Below are 17287 nucleotides of genomic sequence, written 5' to 3'. Positions count from 1 at the left end.
AAAATCTTAAACTATTTTTCTTTTAACAACTGAAAGCTGCAACATATCAAATGCCGTTTTAAGTGCACTTGCAAGCGATGCTTTAGTAATAATTCCCGTAAGATCAATTCCTAAATGTACTACTGTCTGAGCAATTTCCGGACGGATACCGCTTATGATACATTCAGCTCCCATTAATCGGGTTGCACTTACAGTTTTAATAAGATGCTGCGCCACCAGAGAATCTACCGCCGGAACACCCGAAATATCAAGAATAGCAATAGAACTTCCTGTATCTACAATTTGCTGCAGTAAATTTTCCATTACAATCTGCGTTCTCGAACTGTCTAAAGTTCCGATAATAGGCAGGGCAACTACACCTTCCCAAACGGTGATAACCGGAGTTGAAATTTCACTGATTTCATCCACTTGTCTGGATATTATATCTTCTCTTCCTCGCATAAAAGCTTCAAAAGTCAAAATAGTCATATTATCCAAAGCTGCATTTAGCTGCAGGTTTGCATCAAAAAGCTGTTCCGGGTCTTTTATTAATTCAGATAGTATTTTAGAAGCCGCTTCTTTGAATGTGATTAAATATTGCGCATTTTCTCTTGGCGAAAATCCACGTTTTCCTCGTGATGAAGCTATTCCAACTATAAGATCCTCGACTTTTTCAAATTCCTGAGAATCCTGAATTTTACCTTCAGCAGCAGCGGCAGCTTTTAAAAACAGAGAAGCAAATTCTTTTGACTCTTCTTCTTCTACTGCTCCGTCATCAGATCCACCATCGATTAAAAGTTGAGACCATATGGTTAGTAATTTGTTTTCGTGCTCTTTTAAGCCACTCAATAAGTTATTTTGCATGAGGATTAAATTTGGATTTGTTCTTAAACAAATATAGGATTTTAATTTGGATGTTGGGAAAAGAATTACTAAAACGGAAGAAAGAAAAAATTTAACATATTATGTTAAAAACAAATAATCAAATAAAAACAACATGAAATTCTGTTAAAATTTAGATGATAATAAACAAAAAAGAGACAGCTGTCTTAAGCTGTCTCTTTTGAATATATAATCGTATTCGGACTAATTTTCAACCATTTAAATATGTTTTAATTAATAATAAATATGTAAAATAATGTTAGGTTTTGAGCTGTCTATTATCTTTTCTAATTTTTTAAAAAAAGCTTCACTTACCATTGGACAGCCATGACTGTTTGCTATATAATAGTCTTGTTCTTCATTAGGAACTGCTGAATAGGAATGCAGTACAATGGCTCTTTTTGCCGCGTTGCTGTTTGTTTCGTCTAAACCAGATAATTTATAAGATTTCCCAAACATTCCTCTATAGGATTTACCAACAATATATTTCCCTAGAGATGTACATTTTGAATTGGGTTCATTACTAAATTTTAATTCCCCCCTAGTTGTCGTTTCGGAACCAAAACCGTTTGCTACAAGACCCTGGTCTACAATTTCATCTTTTTCTAAATCGTAAACAAAGAACCTGTTTTTACCCGATTTAATTCTCATATCAATAAAGAAGGCTATTTTTGTATTGTAAGCCGCATTTTTTTTTATCATCGCTTTCACATCCAAAAGCTCAGTATTAAGTCTTTCCATTTCCGGACTCAACGGCGGAGTATCATTTTTAATTTCTACAGGATTTCCAAAAAAACTAATTGTAAAAAATAAAAAGATTAAGCTGCATATTTTCATGACAAATATTTTTAATTTAATGCAAAGTCTAAAATTTCATTAATTTGTTTTAGTCAAATTAACAAAGCAAAATTAGTCTGCAATAAATCAAAAAAGCACACCTAAAAGTCTGAAGAGCAACAAAATAAGATTTATTTTTCTATCTCTCTATTTTTCAGTTAAATAGTAAAAGTTACTATGATTTCGGTTCCTTCGCCCGGTTTAGATTTTACTTCGAAGTTTCCTTTTAAAGAGTTGGTTCTCTCTTTTATATTAGACAAGCCAATTCCTCTTTTTACTGTATTGATATCAAAGCCAACACCGTCATCTATAATGGATAACTGCAAAACATCTTTATCAATTAAATCTATTTTAACATCAACCTTTGAGGCTTGAGCATATTTTTGAATATTTAGAAGCGCTTCCTGAATAATGCGGTAAAAGTTTATTTTATAAATATTCTGAACCTGCTCCCACTCAAATCTCTCATCTACAAAATAATTAAACTGCGTTTTACTAATCTCATTTTGACTTTTAATTAAATTAGATAAAAGGGTATTGAAATCATTACTTTCTAAAAAAGAATCCTGATTTAAATCATGCGAAATGGTTCTGATTTCATTTTCGATATTCTGCAATTCAAATATATACTGCTTTCTTTTTTCTATCGTTTTTTCGTCTGATTTAGAATTAAAAAATCCTAAATTCATTCTTACACCATATACCTTATTCATTACACCGTCGTGAAGTTCTCTTGCAATTTTATTCTTTTCTTCTTCTTTGGCGGCGTTAATTATATTTTGCTGTTCGCTCAAAAGCTGATAAATTTCATCGCTGTCACTTTGCTGCTGCTTTACAAATCGCAATTCTTTGTTCTTATACTTTAAATAAATAGCTACCGAAATTGCCGACAAAACTAAAAACAAGGCAAAAGAAAAAATTAAAATATAAAAGTTCTTTTTAGTCAAAATCTTATTTTCATCTTCGACCTTTACAGTTTCATATTCAATTCTGGCATATTTATTCTTGGTTCTGCTTTGAATACTGTTAATGCTGTCACTTATAGCAATATATTGATTGGCATAAAACAATCTCTTTCTGCTGTCTATTCGGGTTAGCAGTTTTAATGTATTTAAAGTTTCGTTGGTATTTTTTAATTTGATAGAAACGGTATAAGCTTCCTGCAAAGTTTTTAAGGATTTTAAAGAATCATTTTGTGTCAGGTAAAATTCTCCTAAATGAATTTTTTTATACATGACGTCAGAAGTATATCCCAAGCTGTCAACAATTTTTAAAGACTCTAAAAACATTGATTCAACATTTTTATATTCTTTATTTTTCATTTTAGAATAAGCCAGGTTAGACAAAACAATAGCATAAAACCGAGGCCAGTTCTTTCTTAAATGTTTAGTCAGCAAAGGCTTTAATTCTTTAATTGATTTAGAATAATCGCCTTTTAAATCGTATAAATTACAAATATTAATTACAGATGAAATATTGAAATTATTCACTTCATCGCTATCTGTATTATTTTTTTTCATTGCTTTTAAATTTCTCAACGCCAGTTGATGATATTTTAAAGCCTGATCGTACATAAACAGCTTTTCTAAACAATTCCCCATTAAGGTATTACAGGAATAAAGCAATTTTATATTATCTGAATCTTTTAAGTATTCAAGACCTTTGGTTAATTCTACCTCACATTCTACATAATTTCCATCATAAAAAAGAACATAGGCTTTATTAAAATACATTTGCCCTAACTTGTCGTAGTCGTGAATTTTTAAATAAATTTTTTGAGCCTGCAGATAATAATAGTAGGCACTGTCTTTTTGGGAACTTTCATAGCAGTCGCCTATAAAATAAAGGGATTTTGCAATTCTGGAACTATCGTTTTCTTCTCTTGATAATTTCAAAGCTGTTACGCTTGAGGAATGTGATTTTTTTATATTATTTAAATAATAATATTCCTCTCCTGCTTTTAAATATAAATTTCTAACAACTGAGTCATTTTTTAGATGCTTTAAATTATTGACAAGCGAATCTAAATATTTCTCTTTTGCAGTTCCTGAAATTTTATTAAAGTATTCTGCATCAAAAGTATTTTGATTTTGATTTCTAATTTTTAATTCATCTCTCCTATGATAAAACACTAATAAAATTACTATTACTAATAGAAGTATTGGAATATATATTTTTGACTTCAATCTCAAAATGATACTTTATAAATTAAATTCAAATATATTATAAATAAAGAAGACTATAATACTTCAATATCAGTATTATAGTCTTCAGCGAATAGAGTCGAACATGTTTTATTTAATTTTTGGATTTAGCGGATCTCCATCTGGAGCGCTCACTTGTAAATTATAACTGATTTTTAAAGAGTCAATTGTTTTGGAGTTAACAGTTTCATCTTTGCTGATTTGGTTATTAAGCTTTTTTTTTTCGGATGAATTAAAATCTTGGTTGTCAAGATCATCAGTTGTACAAGATAAATTCATCATTAAAATTGATGCAAAAAGAATACGAATTACTTTACTTTTCATGGTGTGTTATTTTTATGTTTTTGCAAAAAAACATCCAAAAAAGTTGCATATTTTACGGAAAATCCGTAAGATTGTTTAATTTTGTTTAAATTTTACGATAATGTCACTTAATATTTTAATTGTTGATGATCATCCTATGACGGTAGACAGTTATGTCAACCTTCTGTCTGACGATTGCTTTGATACAGTTGAACCCATCTTCCTAAAAGAATACAATTGCGAGACTGCCTATAAAAAGATAATGCTGCTTGAAAAACAAAACACCAGACTGGATTTTGCTATTCTGGATGTTAATCTTCCGCCTTATGAAGAATTCAATATTGCTAATGGTATTGACTTGGCAATAACGATTAGAAAAGTGCTTCCTTCCTGCAAAATTCTATTACTGACAATGCATACCGAAGCCTTCATCGTAAACAGAATTATAAAAACTATTGCTCCCGACGGGTTTATATCAAAAAGTGAAGTTAATTTTGAATCTTTTCCGGCTATCTGCCAAAAAATTCTAAAAGGGGAAATAATTTACAGCGACGAGATTATCAAATCTCAGAAGAAATTAACGCACCGAAATTTAAATTGGGATGAATACGATAGTCAGATTTTAATTCTTTTATCTCAAGGCGTTAAAACCGTTAATATTCCAAATCATATTCCGCTTTCAATGAGTTCAATAGAAAAGCGAAAAGCAAATATTAAAAGCCATTTATTATTAGAAAAAGGCGGCGATACGGAGCTTATTAATAAAGCGAGGCAATTGGGCCTAATATAAGCTTCAAAAGAAAGATTTGAAGCCACAAACAAAAACACAATAAAATAAAAAAGGCAGATGAAATTGTTTCATCTGCCTTTTTTATATCAAATAATTAGTTGTGAAAGTTCAATTCACAATTAACAACTCATAATTTACAATTAATTACCATCCTTTCACAGCGCCGCCCTTAAACTCACGTTCCGCTGCAGCTTCAACCTCAGGAGATTGAAAAGCCTGTAAAAACTGTTTTACTTTCTCTTCGTTTTTATTGTCTTCACGACTTACCACCAAATTTACATAAGGAGAATCTTTATCTTCAACAAACAAGGCATCACGAGACGGGACCAATCCTGCTGCAGAAGCAAAAGTGTTGTTGATAATTGCAATCGAAACATTAGCGTCGTCTAAAGCACGAGGCAATTGAGGCGCTTCTAACTCTAATATTTTTAAGTTTTTAGGATTACTTACTATATCTGTTACTTTAGGTAACAAACCAACGCCATCTTTCAATTTTAATAAACCGTTTTTCTGTAAAAGCAATAACGAACGTCCCCCGTTTGTTGGATCATTTGGGATAATAATTGTACTCTCATTTTTCAATTCAGAAAGGTTTTTTATTTTTTTAGAATAAGCAGCAATCGGATAAACGAATGTATTTCCGATAATGGCCAATTTATAACCACGCTGTTTAGACTGCTCATCTAAATAAGGTTTATGCTGAAAAGCATTTGCATCAATATCACCCTGACTTAAAGCTTCGTTTGGAATTACATAATCGTTGAAAGAAACCAATTCAACCTCAAGTCCAAATTTTTCTTTTGCAACTTTTTTAGCCGCTTCTGCAACTTTTAATTCTGGCCCGGAAGCTACACCAACTTTTATAAAATGTGGATCGTTGTTTTTACTTTTTCCGCAATTAGCTAAAACCAATGATAAAGCTAAAATTCCGGCTGTTTTCAAGAAATTTATTTTCATGACAAATCTATTTTTAATTTTTAATTCCTAATTTTTAATTGATACTTATCTGTGGTCAAAATGTTTTGATAACCTGTCTCCAATAAACTGAATCAGGAAAACCAAAATCACCAATAATGCCAAAACCGAATTCATCGTTACGGCATCATAACCAATATATCCATATTGATAACCAACCTGTCCTAAACCGCCCGCTCCAACTGCTCCGCCCATTGCAGAATAACCTACAAGAGTGATTAAAGTAATCGATGCTGCGTTTATTAAGGATGGCAAAGCTTCTGGAAGTAATACTTTATATACGATTTGCAAAGGTGTTGCTCCTAAAGCTCTTGCGGCTTCAATTAAACCTGATGGCAGACCTAATAAACTGTTTTCAACCAAACGGGCGATAAACGGTGCCGCGCCAATACTTAACGGAACTAAAGCAGCACTTACTCCAATAGAAGTTCCAACAATAGCACGTGTAAACGGAATCATCCAAACAATTAAAATAATGAACGGAATGGAACGAAAAACGTTTACAATAACCGATAAAGTTCTGTTTAAAACCGGCTGATCCAGTATTTGATTTTTTCGGGTAAGAAAAAGTAAAACTCCCGTTGGAAGTCCGATTAGGAAACCGAAAAAGCCAGACACAAATGTCATAACAATGGTTTCCCAGGTTCCATTTAATAATAAAGCGATAATAGAATCAGACATAACCTATGATTTCTGTTTTAATGTGTTTTGAAATAAAATATTGAATGGCAGCGTCGTAGTTTTCGCGTTTTCCTGATAATTCGATCAGCATAACGCCAAAGTTTACATCTCCGGCCTGATCCATCTGCGCACTTACGATTTTGAAGTTGGTATCAAACAATCTTGAAACTTCTGAAATAACAGGTTCATTAACTGATTTTCCGGTCATTTCAAGCTTTAATAACGGATTTAAGCTTCCGTTATCTGTCTTTTGTAATTTCTCCTGATAAACGTCTGGAATTTCCAAATGAAGTGAAGAAGCAATAAACTCTTTTGTTAATTCATGTTTTGGATCGGCAAAAATTTCGCCTACACTTCCCTGCTCAATTAATTTTCCGTGGCTGATTACCGCAACTTCATCACAAATAGATTTTACAACTTCCATTTGGTGCGTAATCAATAAAACGGTAATATTTAAACGACGGTTAATGTCTTTCAATAAATTCAGGATTGAACGTGTTGTAGCCGGATCTAGCGCGCTTGTAGCTTCATCACATAACAAAACTTTCGGATTATTTGCCAAAGTTCTTGCAATCGCAACTCTTTGTTTTTGTCCGCCGGAAAGGCTTGCCGGATAATCGTTTGCTTTTTCGGCTAAACCAACTAATTGCAATAATTCTAAAACACGGGTTTTAATTGCTGCTTTTGGAGTTCCCACCAATTCAAGCGGGAAAGCAACATTATCAAAAACAGTTCTCGAAGAAAGCAGGTTAAAGTGTTGAAAAATCATTCCGATTTGTCTTCTTTCTGTAGCCAATTCAGCATTTGATAATTGCATCAAAGCTTTTCCATCTACAATAATTTCTCCAGAAGTTGGTCTTTCTAAAAGGTTTACACAACGAATTAGTGTGCTTTTTCCAGCTCCGGAAGTTCCAATAACACCAAAAATTTTCCCGGGCGGCACCTTTAGCGAAACATCATCTAAAGCAGAAACGATTCTGTCCTTTTGATGAAAAGTTTTGGTAACGTTTTTTAATTCAATCATTTGTTCAATTCAGGTTTAAAAACAAAAAAGCCTTTCATAATTATTTGAAAGGCTTTTTGAAATAAATAATATCATTTATATATAAGCCAAACAATCATAAAGCATCCCAGCACATCATGCTGCAGCTATAATAATTATTCATTTTCTGGCTATTATTTCTCATTGTTGCTGCAAATTTAAACAGATAATTTTAATTTTAGTATAAAAACCATTAAAACTTTTATTAACCTATCAAAATAGTAGATTACTATAACGATTGCTTTGAATTGTCATTCCGAGGAACGAGGAATTAGATTAGAAGATCTGTACAGGTTATCGTCAATCTTGCCACAGATTAAAAGGATTAAAAAGATTTTTTCACGCAAATTTGGCAGATTTAGGCAGATTATTTTTTGACTTTTTACTATTAAAATCTGACTAAATCTGCCAAATTTGCGTGAAAAAAAATCTCTCTAAGTTTAAACTTTCATGATTAACTTTTTTCCTTCCGTTTTATTCTCACGAAGTATTCTATGGGCGTTTTCTACTGTATTTACTTCTAATTCTCCGACTATTGAAATAGCAGGTGGCGTAATTTTTTCTCGATCCAAAAGTAACCTTAGCTCATTCAATCCGTTTTTATAATAATCGTAACGTTTTTCAAGTCCGTAGGCATAATTGGAGATGTTTAAAATTACTGCGCCTTTACTAAAAAGAATTCCTCGCGATTCCGGAGTAGAGAAATTGGTTATATCAACATAAATTCCATTGATTTTTAAAAGTTTTGCAGCAATTTCTGCCACGTTGTTTCCAACCAAATCAACTGCAATATCAAAGCTTTTATTTCCGTTTAAGGAAAGTGCAGCTTCGTATATTTCTTCTTTTTTATAATTGATGATTTGTTTTGGTTTTACACCAAGGTCAATTAATGCGTTAATACTACTTTCATTTCCGGCTGTAACTACAAAATTTTGAAAGCCATTTGCCAGAAGCAATTTCACAAACACATTCCCAACTCCGCCCGCAGCGCCTGTAATTAATATGGAATCAGAAAAACTGGCATTTATACGTTTAAAGGCTTGCAAAGCTGTTAATCCTGCTGATGGAATTGCCGCCGCTTCTTCAAAGGAAATATTCGCAGGTTTATGCACCGCAATTGCTTCGGGAACGCAAATATATTCAGCGTAAGTTCCGTTAGAACCCATGCTTCCTGATCCGCAGAAAACTGCATCGCCAATTTTAAAATCAGTTACACTTTTACCAATTGCAGATACAATCCCTGAAAACTCACGACCCAGAATTGGAGAATGCAAAAGCTTTCTTTCAGATCCGTCTTCCGTCATTTGATAATCAATCGGATTAAAACCTGAAGCTTTAATGTTTACCTGAATCTGATGTTCTTCGGGCTGCGGAATTTCTACGTTTTCTAATTGAAATTCCCGGTTTTCCTGTAATACAATTGCTTTCATTTTTATTGCTTTATTATACAAAAGTATAGCTGTTTAATTTTTTAAACACATAGAAACATAGTTTTTCTTTGCGGTAAAAGGCATTTCACTTGTTTAAACAAACATAACTATGTGTGAGAAACTAGTTTCTTTTTATCAACTTTTATAAAAACTAAAAAATCTATGTTTCTATGTGTTTAAAAAATTTAATCCAACTTAAACCATTCATTTACTTCTTCGGCTATAGTTTCTTTAATTTCAGGATTTTCAAATTCATTTGTTACCGAATTATATTCGTAATCTTTCTTCCATTTTTTATAATGTAAAGATACTTGTTCAATTGCATCGCAAATAAAATTAAGCTCATCATTTGTCATAATTGGATGCAGCGACAAACGTACCCAGCCGGGTTTATTGCTTTGGTTTCTTTCTAAAAGTTCGTTTGTAATTTGTGCTGATTTCTTTTCGTTTATATTAAACAAATAATGCGCATAAGTACTTGCACATGACCAGCCTCCGCGAACCTGAATTCCGAAACGGTCATTTAAAAGCCTTACGATTAAATTATAGTGAATATCTTCGATTATAAAAGAAACACAGCCGATTCTTTCCGTTTTTAAATCTCCTAAAATTGATAAACCTTTTATTTTTTGAAGTCTCGAAAAACAAAGAGCAAGCAATTCTTTTTCTCTGTTTTTGATATTTGCCACTCCCATTTTATCTTTTAATTCTAAAGCTAAAGCAGCTCTTATTACTTGTAGAAAGCCTGGTGTCCCGCCATCTTCTCTAACTTCTATGACCTCGCTATAACAATATCTGCCTAAAGGATTGGTCCATTTTACATTTCCGCCGCCCGGATTATCCGGAAATTCAGATTTGTATAATTTCTCATTAAAAACCAAAACACCGCAAGTTCCTGGTCCGCCTAAGAATTTATGTGGAGAAAAGAAAATAGCATCTAATTGCTGTTCCGTATCTTTTGGGTGCATATCGATTTTGACATACGGTGCCGAAGCTGCAAAATCAACAAAACAAAGTCCGCCGTTTTGATGCATGATTTTGGCCAATTCATGATAAGGCGTAATAATTCCCGTAACATTGGAACAAGCCGTAAACGAACCTATTTTTAAGCTTCTGTGAGCATATTTTTTAATTTCTTCCGAAAGAATTTTGGGATCGACTAAATTATTTTCATCTGGTGGCAGAATCACAACATCGGCGTTGGTTTCATACCACGAAACCTGATTCGAATGATGCTCCATGTGCGTGATAAAAACTACAGGCTTATCTTGTTCATCATTCGTTCGCAAAGCCATTATTCTTTGCAGTTTTGATAAAGCGGCAGTCATTCCGCTTCCTGTAGTCACCAAAACATCAGAAGTATTTGCGTTTACTGATTTCTTAATAATATCTCTCGCATATTGATAAGCGTGCGTCGAAGTCTTTCCTGTCTGACTAGAAAGTGAATGCGTATTGGCAATCATTGGACCAATTTTATTGAGCATAATATCCTCAATTGGAGCATATAATCTTCCGCTGGCAACCCAATCTGCATAAAGCAGGTTTTGATTCCCGTAAACGGATTTAAAACGGTGATCTACTCCTATTGTATTTTCTCTAAATTTAGAGAAGTAACACTCCAATTCAATTGGTTCTGTTGTTGTCTCAATAGCATTCATTTCCTTTATCATTTTAATTAACTAAATTTATTATTGATTGCTTTTTTTTTAAAACACATAGAAACATAGATTATATTCTAAATAAAAGATATTTGAAAAAATCTAGATTTTCACACATAGCTATGTTTGTTAAAACAAGTGAAACGCCTTTATAGATAAAGCAAAACTATGTTCCTATGTGTTTAAAAAAAATTAATTTGCCTGCCCTAAAAGTGATTTAAGTGTAGTCTGTAATTCTTCTCCGTGAAGGTTTTTCGCAACGATTATTCCTTTAGAATCCACTAAATAATTCCCTGGAATCGCTCTTACACCATATAATTTAGCAATAGCACTGTTCCAAAAAAGTAAATCAGAAACATGAGTCCATGTCAAATTATCATCCTGAATTCCTTTAATCCAGTTTTCTTTCTTTTTATCTAAAGAAACGCCTACGATATTAAATCCTTTGTCATGATATTCTTTGTAAGCCGCTACGATATTCGGATTTTCTCTTCGGCAAGGCCCGCACCATGACGCCCAAAAATCAACTAAAGTGTAGCCTTTTAAATTTTCTGAAAGACGAACTGGTTTACCCTGCGGATCATTAGCTGTAAAATCTGGGGCTTTTTTACCAACCGCTAATCCGTCTAAAACAGTAACCAGTTCTTTTAGTTCTTTCACGTAAGTGGTACTTTGCAGACTTTTATCAAGCAAAGCAATGTTTTGAGTGATTTGTTCCGGCGTTAATCTATACGACCAGTTTCTGTACAATACATAAGCCGAAACAATAGATTTAGGGTTTTCTGTAATGAACTTACTGATTTCTACATCTTTTGATTTTTTATAGGCATCGAATAAATTCTGAGATTCAGAACCTTCAACTACAGAACTTGTATAATATTTCTTCGGGCTTAATTTTACTGTAATAGGTGTTTTTTCGAGGAAAATATACAATGGAGAATCCTCTGTGTTTACACTTAATCCGTATAATTCTGGCGTTTTAACTTTAGTTTTAAAACTAAAACTTCCGTCTTTCACTTTTACCGAATCTATAGTGGTAAACATTTTATTGTGGAATTTTTGCAAATACACATATTGCGTAACTGTATCGACAACAGTTCCTTTTAACTGTAAATTATTTTCTTGCGCCTGAGTTTGTGCAACTCCAAGAAATAAGGCAAAACCTAATAGTATTTTTTTCATTTTATTTTGATTTTAAGGTGATGATATGATTTTTATTATCGTTTAATATTGGGACAAAAGAATTCCTTTAAGCCAATTTATAAAGGCTTTTAGCAAATGATTTTTAAAAAGAAATGAGAGAGAATTTAATGCTTTCGCATTCGGAAACCAGCAAGACTATATTCTTCGAAGATTGAATTCAAAAGTTCGTCACTGTCGTGTAAAAAATGTAGTTTGGTTTTCATTTTAAAAAATAAATAATTTCAACAATGATGATCTTATTCAGATTTGCGACAATCTTTTCTTATCTGTCCCGCAAGACGGGAAGGATTTAGCACCTTATTTGGTAACAGGTTGCTAAGACTTCATAGGGCCTACTCCCTCAGTCTTTCTGGATAAGTATCATTCAGAATTTTTCTGTGATACAAATATATATTAATTCTACCGAATTAGTAGTGTTTAAATTTATTTTTTTTGAATTTTAATTGAAAAACATTTTATACAAAATACAAATAATTGATTTTTAGATAATTAAATCAGGATATAATTTTAATAATTCCTTGTTTTATAATGGAAATTCATACGTTTGATAGAATAAAATTGACTAATTCTGTTTTTTTCTGTAGAAAAAGCATAAAAAAAACTCATTCCATTTTTGAAATGAGTTTGTATTGAAACAGAAATTACCGTACCGCTTGTCATTCCGAGGAACTATGACTTTAATCCATCAAAATACGCCGTAGTTTCTTCAATCAAAGAATGCATCAATTCTTTTGCTTTGGTATGTTTTAAGATTGGCGAAATTTGTCCGCCCCAAAATAAAATCATATCCCATTTTTGCTGATCGAGTGCAGCTTTTCTCAACAGAGAAATAAAAGTAGTCTGTAATGGAAAAGGCAGAATGTTCGATTCTTTTCCAATTATATCTTTTGCAATTCGGCTTGTAATGCCTCGACCTAATCTTCCGGTGTATGCGCGTGAAAGCGTTGTATATTTTGCAGCATCAGAAAATAACATTTCTCTGTGAATTGGCAATGCATTCGATTCATCGACAGCTAAAAAAGCGGTTCCTATTTGGGCTGCGCTTGCACCTAATGTTAAGGCTGCGGCAACTCCTTTTCCGTCGGCAATTCCGCCAGCTGCAATGATTGGTGTTTTTATTTTTTCTCGAATTAATTGTAGTAAAACAAAAGTTCCGGTTACAGATGCTTCGGCATTGGTTAAAAAAGAAGGACGGTGTCCGCCTGCTTCAAAACCCGAAGCGATAATCATATCAACTCCTTTACTTTCCAGAAAAATGGCTTCATCAAGTGTTGTAGCAGCACCAACAGTGACAATTCCTAATCTTCTAAACTGCTCTAAAACATCATCTGAAGGAACGCCAAACATAAAGCTAAAAACCTTTGGTTTAACATCTAAAATAACTTGTAACTGGTTTTCAAATCTCGATTGAAACGGCGCTGGTTTTTCCGGTAACGGAATTCCTAACTCGTCATAATAGGGTTTAAAAAGCGCTTTTGTTTTTTCAAATTGATCATCGGTTAAACCGTCATCCGGAATGTCATGATCGGAAACCCAAAGATTAATATTATAGGTTTTATCTGTGGCTGCTTTTATTTGTTTATCTACTTCGTAAATTTCCTGTGGACTTAAAGTGTATGCGCCGTAACCGCCTAATCCGCCAAGATTTGAAACCGTCGCTGTTAATTCTACCGTTGATAAATTACCACCAAAAGGGCCTTGCAAAATTGGATAGTCAATTCCTAACAGTTCCTTAGCTTTTGTATTGTACCACATAGCTACAAAATTTAAGTTATTTATTGGTATCAGTCAACATTTTATTGACGATAAGCCATTTGCCATTAATCTTATGGAAAGATAAAAAATCCCTATAATTAAAGTCGTACATTTTAACATTTAATTCCGCTACAGCGATAGAATTTACAACGCTTATATGTAAAATTTCACCTTTAAAAGGTTTTCCTGAATCCTTTGGACTTTGTCTGTTTTTAACGCCGTCTAAATACAAATCAACGGTTTTAAAATACGGTTGTCCATTGATGTCACCGAAAAGTAATGTTCCGGGTTGAAAAATACTGCCAAGCAATAATTCATCACCTTCATAAATACCTTTAAAATAAAAGTTTTCTATTGCATCGGTAATAGCCTGAATTTCTATTTGATTTTCCATTTTACTAGTATTTTGAGCTTTTATGCCCTGAAAACTCCAGAGCATAAAAGCAGTTAATAATATAGTTTTCACCTTAATTTAAATTGTGTCCTGCACCTTTTCCACCATCAACATTGATGATTGATCCGGTAATAAAATTGCTTTTGGCAACTGTGTAGACCATTTCAGAAACATCATCGATCTCTCCTACTCTGTTTAATAAATGTAAACCAGCACTTTGATCTGCGTTATCACCGTGCATTGGCGTACGAATTACACCCGGCGCAACGGTATTGAAACGAATGTTTTGTTTTCCGAATTCTGCAGCTAATTGAATAGTTAAAGCATGAATTGCACCTTTACTTGCAATTGGAGCCGAAGCCGGCCATCCGCCTAAACCGTGATTTACTAATGGAGTTCCAATATTAATTACAACGCCGCCTTGTTGTTTCAACATTTGTGGAAGCACTGATTGTGTAGTGAAATAAGTTCCTTTTAGGTTGGTTTTCAAAAATGTATCTAAATACGCTTCGTCTACTTCTAAAAATGGTTTGCTGGCAAAGATTCCTGCATTGTTAACCAATACATCTACAGAACCAAATTTTTCTAAAGCAATTTTAACCAATTGCTCGCCTGTTTTTTTATCGCTTACATCTCCGGCAAACATTGTCAGATTTTCGCCTGCGCCAAATTCATCGAAAGTTTTTTCTAATGAAGATGCTGTAACGGAGTTTATAACCACATTATCACCTCTGTCCAAGAAATATTTGGCGATTCCTTTTCCAATACCAGAAGCTGCTCCGGTAACGATTATTGTTTGTTTTTTCATGATGTTTATTTTTTATCGGCTGTTATGCCTTTTTCTCTTAATACTGATACTTGTTCTCCTGCATAACCCCAATCGTCCAGTTCTATTTCCTGAATCACAACGTGAGTCAAATGCGGATCTTTATTTAATACTTCTGTAATCAGGTTGGTAATGCCACTGATTAATTCTTGTTTTTGCCCGCGTGTTACTCCTTCGCGGGTCAATTCGATTTTTACGTAAGGCATGATAATTAGTTTTTAGATTGTCCTGTAAAAACAGCTTCGGCAGTGATATTAAAATCTAGCTCAAAGTCGTTGTAGATTAAAGTATCTCCCAAATCTTTGAAGAAATTTCCTGAACGGAATTTGATATCGTATTTGGTACGATCGATGATCAATTTACCTCCTAGTGAAAGTGTGTTGTTGTCGTTTTTTACTTGTGCTTCAAACCCAACAAGATGTGTAATATCTTTTATAGTCAGGTTTCCTTCAAGATGATACGTTGTGCTTGATATTTCTTTTACGCTTAAAATATCTAATGTCGCTGTTGGAAATTTTTCGATAGAGAAAAAATCATCAGATGCAAGGTGTCCTGCAAATTGAGTGTTCGTTGCCGGATCTGTTACATCCAGAATTTTAATGGAAGTGGTGTCGATAACAACATTTCCTCCTTTTATTTTTCCATCATTAAAGATGAAATTACCATTTTTGATACCAATTGTACCATTATGTGCACCAGTAACTTTTCTACCAGTCCATTCTACGCTGCTGTTTGAGCTTACGATTTCAAAATTTATTGTTTCCATTTTTTGTTGTATTTAAAAGTACAGTACAAAGGAACGGCGACTATGGAAATTGGTTACGTGATGTAGATCACATTCTTATTTTGGAGGTTCAAAGAGGCAAAGGTTCAGAGGTGCAAAGGTTTTTCTATAGAGACCGAATAAAAACATAGCCTGTGGTTTCAACCACAGGGACGCAATATATAAACACAATCTAAATCCCCGTGGTTGAAACCACGGGCTATGTTTTTACAGCGGTAAAATCAAATAAAATAATCTGCTAATCTGTAAAATCTGCGAGAAACAAAATCTGCGCAAAACAAAAAAAAACCGTAAAATCAGTGGGCTAAAAAAACTAAGAATTATAAAGTCGGCTCAAAGTTTCTCTCGAAACTCCTAAATAAGCTGCAATTAAATGTTTTGGAACTAAATTGTATAATTGAGGATATAAAGCCAAAAGTTCTTCGTAACGTATTTTGACATTATTATTCATAAAAGATAAAAGTCTTTTTTGAGAAGCGATATAACCTTTATTAGTTCTCCAACGAAAAAAATGTTCCACCTGATGAAATTCGGCGCAGAGTTTTTCGCGGTCACTGTTAGAAAGGCAAAGAACTTCGGCATCCGTAATGCAATCCACATTTATAGCAGCCGGAGTTTGGTTATAAAGTGCATTATAATCAGATGTCCACCAAGTTGGCATCGCAAACTGTAAAATGTACATTTTAATTTCATCATTAATATAAAAAGCCTTTAAACAACCCGAAATCACAAAATACTCACAATCGACTTTATCGCCTGCGCTGATAATTGTTTGACCCTTTTTAAAAGATAAGGATTTGAAATGCGAAAAGAAATAATCAAACTCTTCCTCTGTCAGCGAAACTGTTTTGGCGATATGTTCTTTTAAAAGTGTTTTGGCTTCCATTTTAAATGGTGACTATTGGGTTTGAAAATCTTTTGTAAAGTTATAAAATCAAATGAACTTATTGATTGTCTATTTCGGATTTGAATTTGTCCGTTTCACCAAAATTTGAATATGAAACCGATTGCTGTTGTCGCAAATTTGTCCTGTTTAACAACTTAAAATTTAAAATCATGAATGCAAAAACAACAAAAATTATTTATTGGACAGGAATTATTTTAACTTCTTTATGGTTTGGTGCCAGCGGATTTTTTGAATTGACAACCAACAAATTGGTTTGGGAAATTACACAGCTTCTAGGTTATCCGGCTCATTTTATTTACATCCTGGGTGTAATGAAAGTTTCAGGCGTCATCACATTATTAATTCCAAATAAATTATTACGATTAAAAGAATGGGTATTTGCCGGAGTATTTTTTGACATTATTTTCGCTTTCTTTTCAAAATTGGTTGTATTAGGTTTTCCTGCAACTATTGATGCTATTATTGCTTTTGTGATGGTAAGTGTTACTTATATAATGTTTAGAAGATTATATAGTGTAAGTTATACAGCTAACTAATTTTTTTTCGCCGCAAAGTCGCGAAGACGCAAAGTTTTTTTTCACGCAGATTAAGCAGATTGGACAGATTATTAAAAAAATATCTGCTCACATCTGCTTAA

Annotated in this window: 18 protein-coding genes and 1 riboswitch; of the genes, 2 read left to right on the top strand and 16 right to left on the bottom strand. The window is 33.2% G+C overall.

The features are described 5' to 3' along the window. Window positions 1–6: 6 nt before the first annotated feature. From APR43_RS03755 to APR43_RS03740, 4 genes are all read right to left on the bottom strand, one after another. On the bottom strand, window positions 7–843 hold the full coding sequence (locus APR43_RS03755; RefSeq protein ID WP_053472741.1) for an STAS domain-containing protein: 837 nt from the start codon (window positions 841–843) through the stop codon (window positions 7–9). Between the two features lie 252 nt (window positions 844–1095). Further along, a complete protein-coding gene (locus APR43_RS03750; RefSeq protein WP_053472742.1) occupies window positions 1096–1698 on the bottom strand; it encodes a murein L,D-transpeptidase catalytic domain-containing protein in 603 nt (200 codons plus the stop codon). Window positions 1699–1856: 158 nt separating this feature from the next. Continuing rightward, complete coding sequence (locus APR43_RS03745; protein WP_088636382.1) at window positions 1857–3884, bottom strand: sensor histidine kinase; 2028 nt, start codon at window positions 3882–3884, stop codon at window positions 1857–1859. Window positions 3885–3992: 108 nt separating this feature from the next. After that, a complete protein-coding gene (locus APR43_RS03740) occupies window positions 3993–4226 on the bottom strand; it encodes a hypothetical protein (RefSeq protein WP_053472744.1) in 234 nt (77 codons plus the stop codon). Window positions 4227–4326: 100 nt separating this feature from the next. On the opposite strand from APR43_RS03740, the gene APR43_RS03735 reads away from it, so the two are divergent. Further along, entirely contained in the window at window positions 4327–4995 is a 669-nt protein-coding gene (locus tag APR43_RS03735) for a response regulator transcription factor (RefSeq protein WP_053472745.1), read from the top strand. A 144-nt stretch (window positions 4996–5139) separates the two neighbouring features. Here APR43_RS03735 and metQ read toward each other — a convergent pair whose 3' ends face one another. The 12 genes from metQ to APR43_RS03675 form a co-directional block, all read right to left on the bottom strand. Beyond that, window positions 5140–5952, bottom strand: a complete 813-nt coding sequence (gene metQ, locus APR43_RS03730; protein ID WP_053472746.1) for a methionine ABC transporter substrate-binding lipoprotein MetQ — start codon at window positions 5950–5952, stop codon at window positions 5140–5142. Between the two features lie 45 nt (window positions 5953–5997). Beyond that, window positions 5998–6651 (bottom strand): methionine ABC transporter permease MetI, encoded by a 654-nt coding sequence (locus tag APR43_RS03725; RefSeq protein ID WP_053472747.1) that lies wholly within the window; start codon window positions 6649–6651, stop codon window positions 5998–6000. Continuing rightward, the gene (gene metN / locus APR43_RS03720; protein WP_053472748.1) at window positions 6644–7675 is read right to left on the bottom strand and encodes a methionine ABC transporter ATP-binding protein MetN; all 1032 of its coding nucleotides are present in this window, start codon (window positions 7673–7675) and stop codon (window positions 6644–6646) included. The genes APR43_RS03725 and metN overlap by 8 nt, the downstream gene beginning before the upstream one ends. A 458-nt stretch (window positions 7676–8133) precedes the next feature. Beyond that, window positions 8134–9123 (bottom strand): NADP-dependent oxidoreductase, encoded by a 990-nt coding sequence (locus tag APR43_RS03715; RefSeq protein ID WP_053472749.1) that lies wholly within the window; start codon window positions 9121–9123, stop codon window positions 8134–8136. Between the two features lie 185 nt (window positions 9124–9308). Next, a complete protein-coding gene (locus APR43_RS03710; RefSeq protein ID WP_240514921.1) occupies window positions 9309–10781 on the bottom strand; it encodes an aminotransferase class V-fold PLP-dependent enzyme in 1473 nt (490 codons plus the stop codon). Between the two features lie 192 nt (window positions 10782–10973). Then, window positions 10974–11963, bottom strand: coding sequence for a TlpA disulfide reductase family protein (locus tag APR43_RS03705; protein ID WP_053472751.1), 990 nt, complete (start codon window positions 11961–11963; stop codon window positions 10974–10976). A gap of 280 nt (window positions 11964–12243) precedes the next feature. Beyond that, a riboswitch (SAM riboswitch) is annotated at window positions 12244–12344 on the bottom strand. A gap of 309 nt (window positions 12345–12653) precedes the next feature. Further along, window positions 12654–13739 (bottom strand): NAD(P)H-dependent flavin oxidoreductase, encoded by a 1086-nt coding sequence (locus APR43_RS03700; RefSeq protein WP_053472752.1) that lies wholly within the window; start codon window positions 13737–13739, stop codon window positions 12654–12656. Window positions 13740–13755: 16 nt separating this feature from the next. Further along, window positions 13756–14133, bottom strand: coding sequence for a nuclear transport factor 2 family protein (locus tag APR43_RS03695; protein ID WP_240514920.1), 378 nt, complete (start codon window positions 14131–14133; stop codon window positions 13756–13758). A 73-nt stretch (window positions 14134–14206) separates the two neighbouring features. Next, entirely contained in the window at window positions 14207–14941 is a 735-nt protein-coding gene (locus APR43_RS03690) for an SDR family NAD(P)-dependent oxidoreductase (protein ID WP_053472754.1), read from the bottom strand. Between the two features lie 5 nt (window positions 14942–14946). Then, window positions 14947–15165 (bottom strand): tautomerase family protein, encoded by a 219-nt coding sequence (locus APR43_RS03685; protein WP_012025971.1) that lies wholly within the window; start codon window positions 15163–15165, stop codon window positions 14947–14949. A gap of 5 nt (window positions 15166–15170) precedes the next feature. Continuing rightward, window positions 15171–15725: a YceI family protein gene (locus APR43_RS03680; protein ID WP_053472755.1), complete on the bottom strand. Its 555-nt coding sequence runs from the start codon at window positions 15723–15725 to the stop codon at window positions 15171–15173. A gap of 331 nt (window positions 15726–16056) precedes the next feature. Beyond that, window positions 16057–16629 (bottom strand): Crp/Fnr family transcriptional regulator, encoded by a 573-nt coding sequence (locus APR43_RS03675; RefSeq protein ID WP_053472756.1) that lies wholly within the window; start codon window positions 16627–16629, stop codon window positions 16057–16059. 170 nt (window positions 16630–16799) lie between these two features. Between APR43_RS03675 and APR43_RS03670 the strand changes: the two genes are divergently transcribed. After that, entirely contained in the window at window positions 16800–17186 is a 387-nt protein-coding gene (locus tag APR43_RS03670; protein ID WP_053472757.1) for a DoxX family protein, read from the top strand. The last annotated feature ends 101 nt before the right edge of the window (window positions 17187–17287 follow it).

Origin of the sequence: Flavobacterium sp. NLM (genome assembly GCF_002210235.1) — a bacterium.
Taxonomy (GTDB): Bacteria; Bacteroidota; Bacteroidia; order Flavobacteriales; family Flavobacteriaceae; genus Flavobacterium; species Flavobacterium panici.
This window is presented reverse-complemented; position numbering and strand designations above follow the sequence as displayed.

What these genes read in the sequence shown, in the direction of transcription:
- metQ (WP_053472746.1), bottom strand. Translation starts at nt 5,952, where the DNA reads ATGAAAATAAATTTCTTGAAAACAGCCGGAATTTTAGCTTTATCATTG.
- APR43_RS03750 (WP_053472742.1), bottom strand. Translation starts at nt 1,698, where the DNA reads ATGAAAATATGCAGCTTAATCTTTTTATTTTTTACAATTAGTTTTTTT.
- APR43_RS03710 (WP_240514921.1), bottom strand. Translation starts at nt 10,781, where the DNA reads ATGAATGCTATTGAGACAACAACAGAACCAATTGAATTGGAGTGTTAC.
- APR43_RS03740 (WP_053472744.1), bottom strand. Translation starts at nt 4,226, where the DNA reads ATGAAAAGTAAAGTAATTCGTATTCTTTTTGCATCAATTTTAATGATG.
- APR43_RS03695 (WP_240514920.1), bottom strand. Translation starts at nt 14,133, where the DNA reads ATGGAAAATCAAATAGAAATTCAGGCTATTACCGATGCAATAGAAAAC.
- APR43_RS03675 (WP_053472756.1), bottom strand. Translation starts at nt 16,629, where the DNA reads ATGGAAGCCAAAACACTTTTAAAAGAACATATCGCCAAAACAGTTTCG.
- APR43_RS03725 (WP_053472747.1), bottom strand. Translation starts at nt 6,651, where the DNA reads ATGTCTGATTCTATTATCGCTTTATTATTAAATGGAACCTGGGAAACC.
- APR43_RS03735 (WP_053472745.1), top strand. Translation starts at nt 4,327, where the DNA reads ATGTCACTTAATATTTTAATTGTTGATGATCATCCTATGACGGTAGAC.
- APR43_RS03715 (WP_053472749.1), bottom strand. Translation starts at nt 9,123, where the DNA reads ATGAAAGCAATTGTATTACAGGAAAACCGGGAATTTCAATTAGAAAAC.
- APR43_RS03680 (WP_053472755.1), bottom strand. Translation starts at nt 15,725, where the DNA reads ATGGAAACAATAAATTTTGAAATCGTAAGCTCAAACAGCAGCGTAGAA.
- metN (WP_053472748.1), bottom strand. Translation starts at nt 7,675, where the DNA reads ATGATTGAATTAAAAAACGTTACCAAAACTTTTCATCAAAAGGACAGA.
- APR43_RS03685 (WP_012025971.1), bottom strand. Translation starts at nt 15,165, where the DNA reads ATGCCTTACGTAAAAATCGAATTGACCCGCGAAGGAGTAACACGCGGG.
- APR43_RS03705 (WP_053472751.1), bottom strand. Translation starts at nt 11,963, where the DNA reads ATGAAAAAAATACTATTAGGTTTTGCCTTATTTCTTGGAGTTGCACAA.
- APR43_RS03700 (WP_053472752.1), bottom strand. Translation starts at nt 13,739, where the DNA reads ATGTGGTACAATACAAAAGCTAAGGAACTGTTAGGAATTGACTATCCA.
- APR43_RS03755 (WP_053472741.1), bottom strand. Translation starts at nt 843, where the DNA reads ATGCAAAATAACTTATTGAGTGGCTTAAAAGAGCACGAAAACAAATTA.
- APR43_RS03670 (WP_053472757.1), top strand. Translation starts at nt 16,800, where the DNA reads ATGAATGCAAAAACAACAAAAATTATTTATTGGACAGGAATTATTTTA.
- APR43_RS03690 (WP_053472754.1), bottom strand. Translation starts at nt 14,941, where the DNA reads ATGAAAAAACAAACAATAATCGTTACCGGAGCAGCTTCTGGTATTGGA.